The sequence below is a fragment of the Streptomyces sp. NPDC058246 genome (genome assembly GCF_042881985.1).
Classification (GTDB): domain Bacteria; phylum Actinomycetota; class Actinomycetes; order Streptomycetales; family Streptomycetaceae; genus Streptomyces.
The window spans coordinates 80382-93058 of sequence record NZ_JBHVWZ010000006.1; the positions used below are offsets into that span (position 1 = coordinate 80382).

14 protein-coding genes are annotated in these 12677 nt (G+C 68.9%); 10 read left to right on the forward strand and 4 right to left on the reverse strand.

What is annotated here, in order from left to right:
- Positions 1–132 precede the first annotated feature (132 nt).
- On the reverse strand, positions 133–1461 hold the full coding sequence (locus ACFVXA_RS11165) for a nicotinate phosphoribosyltransferase (protein ID WP_390024704.1): 1329 nt from the start codon (positions 1459–1461) through the stop codon (positions 133–135).
- Between the two features lie 110 nt (positions 1462–1571).
- Between ACFVXA_RS11165 and clpS the strand changes: the two genes are divergently transcribed.
- From clpS to ACFVXA_RS11200, 7 genes are all read left to right on the forward strand, one after another.
- Positions 1572–1889, forward strand: a complete 318-nt coding sequence (clpS, locus tag ACFVXA_RS11170; RefSeq protein WP_148008615.1) for an ATP-dependent Clp protease adapter ClpS — start codon at positions 1572–1574, stop codon at positions 1887–1889.
- An 88-nt stretch (positions 1890–1977) separates the two neighbouring features.
- Positions 1978–2583 carry a DUF2017 domain-containing protein gene (locus ACFVXA_RS11175; protein WP_362017729.1) on the forward strand — a complete coding sequence of 202 codons (606 nt, stop codon included), beginning with the start codon at positions 1978–1980 and terminating at the stop codon, positions 2581–2583.
- 395 nt (positions 2584–2978) lie between these two features.
- Positions 2979–4430 (forward strand): amino acid permease, encoded by a 1452-nt coding sequence (locus tag ACFVXA_RS11180; RefSeq protein WP_362017730.1) that lies wholly within the window; start codon positions 2979–2981, stop codon positions 4428–4430.
- 122 nt (positions 4431–4552) lie between these two features.
- Positions 4553–4975, forward strand: coding sequence for a M67 family metallopeptidase (locus ACFVXA_RS11185; RefSeq protein WP_362017731.1), 423 nt, complete (start codon positions 4553–4555; stop codon positions 4973–4975).
- Positions 4976–5054: 79 nt separating this feature from the next.
- Positions 5055–5156: a putative leader peptide gene (locus ACFVXA_RS11190; RefSeq protein WP_313904860.1), complete on the forward strand. Its 102-nt coding sequence runs from the start codon at positions 5055–5057 to the stop codon at positions 5154–5156.
- 119 nt (positions 5157–5275) lie between these two features.
- Positions 5276–5554 (forward strand): MoaD/ThiS family protein, encoded by a 279-nt coding sequence (locus ACFVXA_RS11195; protein WP_362017732.1) that lies wholly within the window; start codon positions 5276–5278, stop codon positions 5552–5554.
- Positions 5555–5571: 17 nt separating this feature from the next.
- Positions 5572–6522 carry a cysteine synthase gene (locus ACFVXA_RS11200; protein ID WP_362017733.1) on the forward strand — a complete coding sequence of 317 codons (951 nt, stop codon included), beginning with the start codon at positions 5572–5574 and terminating at the stop codon, positions 6520–6522.
- Between the two features lie 150 nt (positions 6523–6672).
- On the opposite strand, the gene ACFVXA_RS11205 is transcribed toward ACFVXA_RS11200, so the two are convergent.
- Positions 6673–7131, reverse strand: a complete 459-nt coding sequence (locus ACFVXA_RS11205) for a type II toxin-antitoxin system PemK/MazF family toxin (protein ID WP_362017734.1) — start codon at positions 7129–7131, stop codon at positions 6673–6675.
- A 425-nt stretch (positions 7132–7556) separates the two neighbouring features.
- On the opposite strand from ACFVXA_RS11205, the gene ACFVXA_RS11210 reads away from it, so the two are divergent.
- Complete coding sequence (locus tag ACFVXA_RS11210; RefSeq protein ID WP_383735127.1) at positions 7557–8309, forward strand: MBL fold metallo-hydrolase; 753 nt, start codon at positions 7557–7559, stop codon at positions 8307–8309.
- A gap of 166 nt (positions 8310–8475) precedes the next feature.
- Here ACFVXA_RS11210 and ACFVXA_RS11215 read toward each other — a convergent pair whose 3' ends face one another.
- Positions 8476–9741 carry a PTS transporter subunit EIIC gene (locus tag ACFVXA_RS11215; protein WP_362017736.1) on the reverse strand — a complete coding sequence of 422 codons (1266 nt, stop codon included), beginning with the start codon at positions 9739–9741 and terminating at the stop codon, positions 8476–8478.
- 226 nt (positions 9742–9967) lie between these two features.
- On the reverse strand, positions 9968–11257 hold the full coding sequence (locus ACFVXA_RS11220; protein WP_362017737.1) for a PTS transporter subunit EIIC: 1290 nt from the start codon (positions 11255–11257) through the stop codon (positions 9968–9970).
- A gap of 174 nt (positions 11258–11431) precedes the next feature.
- Here ACFVXA_RS11220 and ACFVXA_RS11225 point away from each other — a divergent pair, with 174 nt between their 5' ends.
- Together ACFVXA_RS11225 and rph are read left to right on the forward strand one after the other, a co-directional pair.
- A complete protein-coding gene (locus tag ACFVXA_RS11225; RefSeq protein WP_362017738.1) occupies positions 11432–11665 on the forward strand; it encodes a PTS glucose/sucrose transporter subunit IIB in 234 nt (77 codons plus the stop codon).
- A gap of 213 nt (positions 11666–11878) precedes the next feature.
- Positions 11879–12625, forward strand: coding sequence for a ribonuclease PH (gene rph / locus ACFVXA_RS11230; protein ID WP_383735123.1), 747 nt, complete (start codon positions 11879–11881; stop codon positions 12623–12625).
- The last annotated feature ends 52 nt before the right edge of the window (positions 12626–12677 follow it).

The following is a 12677-nucleotide window of genomic DNA, read 5'->3' on the forward strand; positions in this document are numbered from 1 at the left end:
CACCGGTTGTTCATGCGTGGCCGCACGGGCGGGCACCCGTGGGGCCGGTGGGGCGCCGCCCTTCGCAGGGGGGCGGGGGAGGCGCCCGCGTCCCGGACGTACAGCGTGGATCTCGAACGTACTCCCCGGAGCTCAGACGTACTCGGTGGGGAGCACCGGCTCCCCGCGCGAGAGCTGTGTCGCCGACAGCGGCAGATTGGCGCGGGCCGCCGCATGCCGGTCGCGTACGACGTCGAGGGGCTCGCGGGCGACGACCTGGCCGCCCTTGATCAGCTCGACCAGAAGCTGCCGGTCGGCCAGCTCGCCCGGCACCGGACCGGTGCCGATGACCTCGGCCTCGGCGGCCCCCCGCTCGTCGAGCCGACGCGCGGCCCACTTGCGTCCGCCGATGGACGTCTTGCCGCCGGAGGACTTCTTCGCCACCGCCACCAGCGGCGCCTTCGGGTCCGCCGACTCGGCGCGCGCGACCAGCTTGTAGACCATGGAACAGGTCGGATGGCCGGATCCCGTCACCAGCTGGGTGCCGACGCCGTACGCGTCGACGGGCGCCGCCGCCAGCGAGGCGATCGCGTACTCGTCCAGATCGGAGGTCACGATGATCTTCGTCCCGGTCGTGCCCAGCTCGTCCAGCTGCTGCCGTACCCGGTGAGCGACGAGCAGCAGGTCGCCGGAGTCGATGCGGACCGCGCCGAGGTCGGTCCCGGCGACCTCGACGGCCATCCGTACGGCCTCGGCGACGTCGTAGGTGTCGACCAGCAGCGTGGTGCCCCGGCCGAGCGAGTTCACCTGGGCCTGGAAGGCGTCCCGCTCATGGTCGTGCAGCAGGGTGAAGGCGTGCGCGGAGGTGCCGACCGTCGGAATCCCGTAGCGGAACCCGGCGGCCAGGTCGGAGGTGGTCGTGAAGCCGCCGACGTACGCGGCCCGGGCGGCGGCGACCGCGGCCAGCTCATGGGTGCGCCGGGCGCCCATCTCGATCAGCGGCCGGTCGCCGGCGGCGGAGGACATCCGGGAGGCGGCGGCCGCGATCGCCGAGTCGTGGTTGAGGATGGAGAGGATCACCGTCTCCAGGAGCACGCACTCCGCGAAGGAGCCCTCGACGCGCAGGATCGGCGAGCCCGGGAAGTACACCTCGCCCTCGGGATAGCCCCACACCTCGCCGCCGAAGCGGTACGTGGCGAGCCAGTCCAGGGTCGGCTCGTCCACGATCCGGCGCTCGCGCAGAAAGCCGAGGACGTCCGCGTCGAAGCGGAAGTTCTCTACGGCGTCGAGCACGCGTCCGGTGCCCGCGACGACGCCGTACCGCCGTCCCTCGGGCAGGCGCCGCGTGAAGACCTCGAAGACCGAGCGCCGCTCGGCGGTCCCCGCGGCCAGCGCGGCCTGCAGCATCGTCAGCTCGTACTGGTCCGTGAAGAGCGCCGTCGACGGAACGTCCACCGGCAGCCCGAGGTCCCCTGTGTTCATGACGGGATCGTACCCCCATCTCGTCACTCTGACGATTTGTGGGGCCGCCCTATTACCGGGACCGGGACCGTGGGGGGCCGTTTGTGCGGGTGCCCCCCTCTGGTGGCAGCATGGGCCGTGTGACGGCTCCCGCACCCCTAGAGACCGAGAAGACCGAGTCGGCGGAGGAGGTCTTCGCCGTACCCGAGCCGGACGTCCCCTGGGTCACCATCGTCCACAACGACCCGGTCAACCTCATGAGCTACGTGACGTATGTCTTCCAGACGTACTTCGGCTACACCAAGGACAAGGCCACCAAGCTCATGCTCGACGTCCACCACAAGGGCCGGGCGGTGGTCTCCAGCGGCACGCGCGAGGAGATGGAACGCGACGTACAGGCCATGCACGGCTACGGTCTGTGGGCCACCCTTCAGCAGGACCGGAAGTAGCCCGAGCCCCCCGGAAGCCGGAAACGGCCGGCAGGACCCGAAGCAGCCCGCACCTTTGGCGCAGGACCGGAAGTAGCGAACTCACTCCATGCCAGGACACTTCGAACCGCTCCCCGGCGGCGGCGCGGCCGTCGCCCTCGACGAGGTCGAGATCTCCATCATCCGCTCCCTCGCCGTCCAGCTCCTGGAGCTCATCGGTCCCGGCCCCGCGGAGAACGCCCCCGACGACCCGCTCGCCGAGCTGTTCGCGGAGGGTCCCAGCGAGCCGCCCTCCGACCCGGTGCTGCAACGCCTCTTCCCGGACGCCTACAGCGGCCCTGACGTCGAGGCCGACTCACCCGAACAGGCCGAGGAGCAGCGCGCGTACTCCGCCGAGTTCCGCCGCTTCACCGAGAACGACCTGCGCGCGGCCAAGCGCGACAACGCCCTCGCGGTGATCCGCTCCCTCGACTCGCTCACCACGGCGGGCGACGGCGGCGGCGTCCTCAAGCTGTCCCCCGAGGAGTCCGAGCAGTGGCTGCGCACCCTGAACGACCTGCGCCTGGCGATCGGCTCCCGGCTCGATGTCGTCGACGAGGAGGACACGGACCTCCTCTACCGGCTCCCGGACGAGGACCCGCGCAAGCCGATGGTGATGGCGTACCTGTGGCTGGGCGGGCTCCAGGAGACGCTCGTCGAGACGCTGATGCCGTGACGGCCGGGACGCTGATGCCGTGAACGACCGGGATCGGGGCCCTTTTGCCCCGGCCTTTCCGGACATGAGGCGACAGGGCGGCCGGCAGAGTGTTCGCTCAGAGGACGCTCAAATCCGAATAACGATCCCGTCACCATGACCGCGCCCTTTGGGGCGCGGTCAGACTTTTGTCCGGTTCTTCCTGTGGTGTGTGCCACGTAAGCCCCAGTCGATCAACATTGCAGCCGTGATAAATCTTCACGACCGCCCGACAGGACACCACCCATGTCCGGTCGGGTGCGCCACCGAGCCGGCGGATCGCCGGCCAGGCACAAAGCTCCACCATCCGGGGGGATCGGGAACCGATCCGAAGCCAAGGGACTGGCTCGGATCGGCATGGAGAAAGGCGCACGAACATGACCTCATCGCAGGTCGACAAGCAGTACGACGGCAGTGAGGCCGTGGGCGGCGACGCCCCCGAAGAGGGGTACGAGCGCGGGCTCGGCAGCCGTCAGGTCCAGATGATCGCGATCGGCGGCGCCATCGGCGTCGGCCTGTTCCTCAACGCCGGGGCGAACATCGCCAAGGCGGGACCGAGCCTCATCCTGATGTACGCCCTCGCGGGCGTCATCATCTTCTTCATCATGCGGGCGCTCGGCGAGCTGCTCCTCTACCGCCCGGTCTCGGGCTCCTTCGCGGAGTACTCCCGCGAGTTCCTCGGCCCGTTCTTCGGCTACTTCACGGCCTGGACGTACTGGCTGATGTGGGTGGTCACCGGCATGGCGGAGCTCACCGCCGCCGCGATCTACATCCACTACTGGTTCCCGTCGATCCCGCAGTGGGTGTCGGCCCTGGTCTTCCTGGTCATCCTCTTCGTCGCCAACCTGATCTCGGTGAAGGTGTTCGGCGAGATCGAGTTCTGGGCCTCGATGATCAAGGTCACCGCCCTCATCGGCATGATCGTGATCGGCCTCGGCGTGCTCACCTTCGGCTTCAGCGCCGCCGGTGACACCGCGTCGGTCACCAACCTCTGGGAGTTCAACGGCTTCTTCCCCAAGGGCATCGGCTCGTCCCTGATGACCCTGCAGGGCGTCATGTTCGCCTACCTCGCCGTCGAGCTCGTCGGCGTCACGGCGGGCGAGTCCGAGAACCCGGAGAAGACCCTTCCCAAGGCGATCAACACCCTGCCCTGGCGCATCGCCCTGTTCTACGTCGGTGCCCTCACGGTCATCCTCTGCGTCGTGAAGTGGACGGAGTTCGCACCGGGAGTCAGCCCGTTCGTGAAGGCCTTCGCGATGATCGGCATCCCGGCGGGCGCGGGCATCGTCAACTTCGTGGTGCTGACCGCGGCCCTGTCCTCCTGCAACTCCGGCATGTACTCCACCGGCCGCATGCTGCGCACCCTGGCCGACAACGGCGAGGCCCCGAAGGCCTTCAACAAGCTCTCCTCGACGAAGACCCCGGCTCTCGGCATCACGGTCTCCGTGCTCTTCATGGGCATCGGCGTGCTCCTGAACTACGTCGTCCCGGAGAAGGCCTTCGGCTACGTCACCTCGGTGGCCACCGCGGCCGGCATCTGGACCTGGCTGATGATCCTGATCAGCCACATCCTCTACCGCCGCGCGGTCGACGCGGGCCGCCTGCCCGCGTCCTCCTTCCCGGCACCGGGCGGCGCGAAGTGCAGCTGGATCGCGGTCGTCTTCCTGCTCTTCGTCACGTGCCTGATCGCATACGACGCCGACTCCCGCATCTGCCTGTACGTCATGGCCGGCTGGGCCGCCGTCCTGGCCGTCGGCTGGGCCATCCTGAAGGCACGCAACCCCGAGGTCACCGAGCGCCGCGAGCCGACGCTCGAGAAGGTCGGCTGACCTCACCGGTCGAGGTCGGCCGGCGTTCCTGACCGAGGTCGGCCGACCTCCCCGGTTCACCATGTGGGCTGTCCCGTACCACGCTTCGGTACGGGACAGCCCTTCTGCTTATCCTGACGAGCATGCTGACCATCACCCAGGCCCTCTTCGACCAGATCGTCGCGCACGCGCGCCAGGACCACCCCGACGAGGCGTGCGGCGTCGTCGCGGGCCCGGAGGGCGAGGGCCGCCCCGAGCGCTTCATCCCGATGCTGAACGCGGCCCGCTCGCCCACGTTCTACGAGTTCGACTCGCAGGACCTGCTGAAGCTCTACCGCGAGATGGACGACCGCGACGAGGAGCCGGTGATCATCTACCACTCCCACACGGCGACCGAGGCCTACCCCTCCCGCACCGACATCTCGTACGCGAACGAGCCCGGCGCGCACTACGTGCTCGTCTCCACCGCGGACACCGACGACGCCGGCCCCTTCCAGTTCCGCTCGTACCGGATCGTGGAGGGCGAGGTCACGGAGGAGGAGGTCAAGGTCGTAGAGGCCTACTGATCTCACCTGTCGGCCGAAAAGCGTCCGGAATGCGAGATCACACCCCGGGACCCGTGCCGGGAATCGATACGATGAGCCCATGGTTTCCCACGACGTGAGCGACAAGACGCCGGGCATGCTGCTCGTGGCGCGGCTGCACGTCGACCTGTGCAGGCTGCAGAGCGCCATCTGTACGCGCTGACCCCTGCCGCCGTACGGCCGTGAGCCGCGGCTCCGCAACCGGCGTACGCCCTGCCTTCTGCTTCACCGCGCTGCCGCGCCCCACCGACCTGACTTTCCTTCCGACAGGAGCCCGCAACCATGGCCATCGAGGTCCGCATCCCCACCATCCTCCGCACCTACACCGGCGGCGAGAAGGCCGTCGAGGGCGGCGGCGCGACCCTCGCCGAGCTCTTCGCCGACCTCGAGACCCGGCACGCGGGCATCCAGGCGCGCATCGTCGACGGCGGCGAACTGCGCCGATTCGTCAACGTCTACCTGAACGACGAGGACGTCCGTTTCCTCGAGGGCATCAACACCAAGCTGACGGACGGCGACAGCGTCACGATCCTGCCGGCCGTCGCCGGTGGCATGGTCTGATCGGCCGCTGATCTCTCATGCGCTACGACTCCCCGCTGGCCGCGGTGGGCAACACCCCTCTGGTGCGCCTGCCGCGGCTGTCGCCGTCCGCGGACGTCCGCATCTGGGCGAAGCTGGAGGACCGCAACCCGACCGGCTCGGTCAAGGACCGCCCCGCCCTGCACATGATCGAACAGGCGGAGAAGGACGGCCGGTTGACGCCGGGCTGCACGATCCTGGAGCCCACGTCCGGCAACACCGGCATCTCCCTCGCCATGGCGGCGAAGCTCAAGGGCTACCACATGGTGTGCGTGATGCCCGAGAACACCTCGCAGGAGCGCCGTGACCTGCTCGGCATGTGGGGCGCGCGGATCATTTCCTCCCCGGCGGCGGGCGGCTCCAACACGGCGGTCCGCGTCGCCAAGGAGCTGTCGGCCGAGCACCCCGACTGGGTGATGCTCTACCAGTACGGCAACCCGGACAACGCGGGCGCGCACTACGCGACGACGGGCCCCGAGATCCTCGCCGACCTCCCGTCGATCACCCACTTCGTCGCGGGCCTCGGCACCACCGGCACCCTGATGGGCGTCGGCCGCTTCCTGCGCGAGAACAAGCCCGACGTCAAGATCGTCGCCGCGGAGCCGCGCTACGACGACCTCGTCTACGGCCTGCGCAACCTCGACGAGGGCTTCGTGCCCGAGCTGTACGACGCGTCGGTCCTCACCTCCCGCTTCTCGGTCGGCTCCGCCGACGCCGTGACCCGCACCCGGGAACTCCTCCAGCAGGAGGGCATCTTCGCGGGCGTCTCCACGGGCGCCGCCCTGCACGCCGCGATCGGCGTCGGCAACAAGGCCGTCAAGGCGGGCGAGAGCGCCGACATCGTCTTCGTCGTGGCCGACGGCGGCTGGAAGTACCTCTCGACGGGCGTCTACACGGCGGCGACGACAGAGGAAGCGATCGAGACGCTGCACGGGCAGCTCTGGGCGTAGCGCCTTCAAACGCCGGAGGGGCGATCTCCAGCCCGTCCGGCGTTTGAGGACGAGGCCGAGGCCGAGGCCGTCCAGGCCGGAAAGCGGGGCTGGGGGGCGGCAGCCCCCAGTTGACGGGAATGGGCAGGGGCGGCGGGGGCGAAAAAACCCTCAGCCCGCCAGATACCGCACCTGATCCCACAGCACGGGGTCCACGACCCCGACCCGCCGCCGGAAGTCCCCCACGGGAACCTCCCTCAGCTCATCCGTCTCAAGAAAGCTGGCCCGCCCGTGGGCATCACCCACGGCCCCCGGCGGCAACGGAATCACCCCGGCCCGCTCATCGTGATACTTGCTGGTGATCTTCGCGACGGTGGCGCGATTCCCGCGCACGGCCAGCACCAGACACGGCCGGTCCTTGGTCCCCGGCGCGTCCTCGTAGGGAACGTTCGCCCACCAGATCTCCGCGGCCCGCGGCCCCGGCGCACCCCGCCGACGCCCACCAGGCCGCCCCGGCGGATGCGTACGCCCGGCCGGCCGGCGCCCGCGGCGCCCCCAGCCGTCCACCAGCGTCGCGACCAGCGCGAGCAGCACGACGGCCGCCAGCGCGAGCCACCAGGACGTGTCCATACCAAAGAAGGTACCGGCGCGCATGTCCCGCCGCCCGCGCTGCACCCGACCTCGTCGTCGCCCTGCCCATCCGAACCCGTCGCCATTTCCGCCCGAGGCTGCCGACATGTGCACCTGAAGCCGTCGCCATTTCCGCCCGAGGCTGCCGACATGTCCACCCGGAGCTGACGCCATTTCCGCCCAAGGCTCCCGGCATGTCCACCCCAAGCCGCCGCCACGTCCACCCGAAGCCGCCGTCAAGTCCATCCGAACCGGTGACAGCACAGGTGAGTTCGCCCACAACGGCGCTGGGCGGAGGAGCGACCGGCCCTTTTGCGCCTTACGCTCGACGGACCGCACGACCCCCGTTTCCGTATCTGCATCCGAGTATCTGCACCCCGCATCTACTCTCTGCACTTCCTGCCAGCGCGGAGGTTCCAGCTCTTATGAAGCTCACCGTCGTCGGCTGCTCGGGGTCGTTCCCGTCCGCGGAATCGGCCTGCTCGAGCTACCTCGTCGAGGCCGACGGCTTCCGGCTGCTTCTCGACATGGGCAATGGTGCCCTTGGCGAGCTGCAGCGCCACTGCGGTCTCTACGACCTCGACGCGATCTTCCTCAGCCATCTGCACGCCGACCACTGCATCGACATGTGCGCGTACTTCGTCGCGCGCTACTACCGCCACGACGGCGGCCGCTGCGACCCGCTCCCGGTCTACGGGCCGGAGGGCACGGAACACCGTCTCACCACGGCCTACGCGGACACTCCCACCGCCTCCTCGATGAGCGAGGTCTTCGACTTCCACACGGTCAAGCCGGGCACCTTCGAGATCGGCCCGTTCACCGTGCACACGGATCGGGTGCGCCACCCCGTGGAGGCGTACGGCATCCGGGTGGAGCACGAGGGGCGTTCTCTCACCTACTCCGGGGACACGGGCGTGACCGAGACCCTGGACGAACTGGCCCGCGACACGGACCTGTTCCTGTGCGAGGCCGCGTTCACCCACGGCAAGGAGAACATCCCCGACCTCCACCTCAACGGCCGCGAGGCGGGCGAGACCGCCGCCCGCGCCGGCGCCCGCCGCCTCCTCCTGACCCACATCCCCCCGTGGACGGACTCCCAGGTCAACCTGGCGGACGCCCGCGCGGCGTACTCGGGCCCGGCGGAACTGGCGATGCCGCGGCTGTCGTACGAGATCTGACGGCTCTGCGCACGCGAGTGCCGGCGGCCGAGATCTGACGGCTCTGCGCACGCGAGTCCCGGCCGCTCCGGCCCGAGTCCCGACCGCTCCCGCGCACACGAAGGCCCCCGGAACCAGTCGGTTGGTTCCGGGGGCCCCGTCGTGTGCGGGCGTACCGGCGTGCGGCCTACTTGGCCTCGGCCTTCTGCAGCTCCGCGAGCTCCTCGTCGGACTCGCGGCCCGGCGTCGGCAGGTTCCACTTCGTGATCGCGAAGCGGAAGACGACGTAGTAGACCGCGGCGAAACAGAGGCCCACCAGGACCAGGCCCCACGGGTTGGTCGCGATGCCGAGGTTCAGGCCGAAGTCGACCGCGCCGGCCGAGAAGCCGAAGCCGTCCTTCATGCCGAGCGCCCAGGTCAGCGCCATGGAGACACCGGTGAGCACCGCGTGGATCGCGTACAGGACCGGCGCGATGAACATGAAGGTGAACTCGATCGGCTCGGTGACGCCGGTGACGAAGGACGTCAGCGCGAGCGAGAACATCATGCCGCCGACGACCTTGCGGCGCTCGGGGCGGGCACAGTGCACGATCGCCAGGCAGGCGGCGGGGAGCGCGAACATCATGATCGGGAAGAAGCCGGTCATGAACTGCCCGGCGGTCGGGTCGCCCGCCAGGAAGCGGGAGATGTCGCCGCTCTTGCCGTGGTACTCGCCCGCCTGGAACCACGGGTAGGAGTTCAGCAGGTGGTGCATGCCGATCGGGATCAGGGCGCGGTTCGCGACACCGAAGATACCGGCGCCGACGGCGCCCGAACTGACCAGCTTCTCACCGAAGTTGTGCAGACCCGTGCCGAGGACCGGCCAGATGTAGCCGAAGACGATGCCGATCAGCAGGCCCGCGAAGGCGGAGAGGATCGGGACGAGCCGGCGGCCGCCGAAGAAGCCCGCCCAGTCGGGCAGCTTGGTGCGGTAGAACTTCTGGTACAGCAGGGCGACGACGATGCCCATCACCACACCGCCGAGGACCTTCGCGTCCACCGGGGCGTTGACCATGACCACCTTGCCGTCGACGGCCGTGGCCACCTTCGGCAGGTTCTTGTCGGTGAACGTGGCGAGCACGTTCTTGAAGACCAGGTAGCCCACCACGGCGGCCAGCGCCGTCGAGCCGTCCGACTTCTTCGCGAAGCCGATCGCGATGCCCACGGCGAACAGCAGCGCCATGTTGTCGAGGATGGCGTTGCCGCCGGCGGACATGAAGCCGGCGATCTTGGTAAGGAACGTGGGGAAGGACGGGCGACCGAGCATGTCGGTGTTGCCGAGGCGCACCAGCAGCGCGGCGGCGGGCAGAACGGCGACCGGCAGCATCAGGCTGCGGCCGATGCGCTGCAGAACAGCCATCGCGCCGGCGCCCTTCTTCTTGTCGGCCGCGGGAGCGGCGCTGGCCGTGGTCACAACTTCCTCCAGTGGGCAAGGCGCCGCCCGGGGGACAAGGGGTTTTGGGGGACGGCGTGGTCTACACCACTCAGTGGTGTAGACCTGTTGTAGCACGGTGAAGGCTGGATAAGGAACCCGCGAATTTTGTGGCCTGAGTCATAACCGGAAGAAGCGGCTCCAGGCACGACAAAGGCCCCTGGAACCATGGGTCCAAGGGCCTGGTGTCGCGGCGTCGGCGGAGTGCCTACGCCTTGGTCGTGTCCTCGACCTCCTCCTCCGGCTCCCGCCCCGGAGTCCTGAGGTCGAACCTGGTGATCGCGAAACGGAAGATCACGTAGTACACGACCGCGAAGCACAACCCGATCGGGATGATCGCCCACGGCTTGGTCGCCAGGTTCCAGTTGATGACGTAGTCGATCAGACCGGCCGAGAAGCTGAAGCCGTCATGGACCCCCAGCCCCCAAGTCACCGCCATGGAGACGCCGGTGAGGACCGCGTGGATCGCGTACAGCACCGGCGCGATGAACAGGAAGGAGTACTCGATCGGTTCCGTGATACCGGTGACGAACGAGGTCAGCGCCACGGAGAGCATCATGCCGCCCACCTCCTTGCGGCGATGCGGCTTCGCACAGTGCGCGATGGCCAGCGCGGCGGCCGGCAGCGCGAACATCATGATCGGGAAGAACCCGGACGTGAACTGACCCGCGTTCGGGTCGCCGTTCAGGAACATGTTGATGTCACCGTGCACGACGGTCCCGTCCGGCTTGGTGAAGCTGCCGAACTGGAACCAGATGGGCACGTTCAGGAACTGATGCAGACCGATCACCAGCAGCGCCCGGTTCGCCACACCGAACACACCCGCACCCCACGCGCCCAGACTCACCAGCCAGTCGCTGAAGTTCTCCAGACCGTCGCCGATCGGCGGCCAGATCCACAGACACAACGCGGCGAACACGATCGCCACGAACGACATGATGATCGGCACCAGCCGGCGCCCGTTGAAGAACCCGAGCCAGTCCACCAGCTTCGTACGGTGGAAGCGCTGCCAGAAGTACGCGGTCATCAGCCCCATGACGATGCCGCCGAAAACCCCCGGATTCTGGTACGTGAACGCCGCCACGGTGTTGTCGGGCGCCTGACAGCCGATGTTCTGGATGACCTTCGCCTGCTGCGCGCAGCCCTCCGGGAACTGGTGCAGCACCCCGAAGTAGACAAGGAACCCGGCGACCGCCGCCAGCGCCGTGGACCCGTCCGCCTTCTTCGCCATACCGATGGACACACCGACGCAGAACAGCAGCGGCAGTCCGAGCTCACCGTCCAGCAGCGCGCCGCCCGCGCCCTTCATCACCTTGGAGACGTTGTCCCAGCCGAGCCCGTCCGCGCCGAACACGTCCGGCTGGCCGAGCCGGTTGAGGATGCCCGCCGCCGGCAGCACCGCGATGGGGAGCTGAAGACTGCGCCCCATCTTCTGCAAGCCCTGGAACAGGTTGTTCCAGCGCATGCGCGCGGGTGCGGGGGCGCTGTCGGCGGTCATCGGCGTCCTCCGGACGGGGCCGGTTTGGCGACGGCCCGCACACTGGTGTAGACCAGTTGACGACCGGTCGCTCTGTCGTGATCGCCATCATTCGATACGTACGACATGACCGCTCGCGAAGATGGGCCAACTGTGGGTTACTGCGACAAAGCGGTTCGGATCAGGGAGTAGGACATGGCCACGAAGGCTGAGAAGATCGTCGCCGGGCTCGGCGGCATCGACAACATCGAAGAGGTCGAGGGCTGCATCACCCGGCTCCGCACCGAGGTCAACGACCCCTCACTGGTCGACGAGGTCGCCCTGAAGGCCGCCGGCGCCCACGGAGTCGTCAAGATGGGCACCGCGATCCAGGTCGTCATCGGCACGGACGCCGACCCGATCGCCGGGGAGATCGAAGACATGATGTGAGCCACGACGCTCACCGAGCCGACGCCGGCCTCACCCGGCTGACGCCGGGGCTCACCGGCTGACGACTGACGCCGGAGCTCACCGGGCCGACGGCCCGCAGGCCGCACGGCTCGCAGGCGTCACGGCCCGCAGAGGACCCCGTGGCTCACCCCTGAGGGGCCGCTTCCCTTCCCGGAGGCGGCCCCTCACCCGTATACGGCTAGGCTCATCCGCATGTCTCGAATCGACGGCCGCACCCCCGAACAGCTTCGCCCCATCACCATCCAGCGGGGCTGGAGCAAGCACGCCGAGGGCTCCGTCCTCGTCTCCTTCGGCGACACCAAGGTCTTCTGCACCGCCTCCGTCACCGAAGGCGTCCCGCGCTGGCGCAAGGGCAGCGGCGAGGGCTGGGTCACCGCCGAGTACTCCATGCTGCCGCGCGCCACCAACACCCGCGGCGACCGCGAGTCGGTCCGGGGCAAGATCGGCGGCCGTACGCACGAGATCAGCCGCCTCATCGGCCGCTCCCTGCGCGCCGTCATCGACTACAAGGCGCTCGGCGAGAACACCATCGTCCTCGACTGCGACGTCCTCCAGGCCGACGGCGGCACGCGCACGGCGGCCATCACGGGCGCCTACGTGGCGCTGGCCGACGCCGTCGCCTGGGCACAGGGCAAGAAGCTGGTGAAGGCGGGCCGACGCCCACTGACCGGCACCGTGAGCGCCGTCTCCGTGGGCATCGTCGGCGGAGTCCCCCTCCTCGACCTCTGCTACGAGGAGGACGTGAAGGCCGACACCGACATGAACGTCGTCTGCACCGGCGACGGCCGCTTCGTCGAGGTCCAGGGCACGGCGGAGGCGGAGCCCTTCGACCGCAAGGAGCTCAACGCGCTCCTCGACCTCGCCGTCGCGGGCTGCGACGAACTGGCGGCCATCCAGCACGCGGCCCTCGAAGCCACCATCCAGGCAACCGCGCGCTAAGCCTTCGCGTTCTTAGAGGTACGGGCATACGGTCCACCGTGCGCCCACCGAC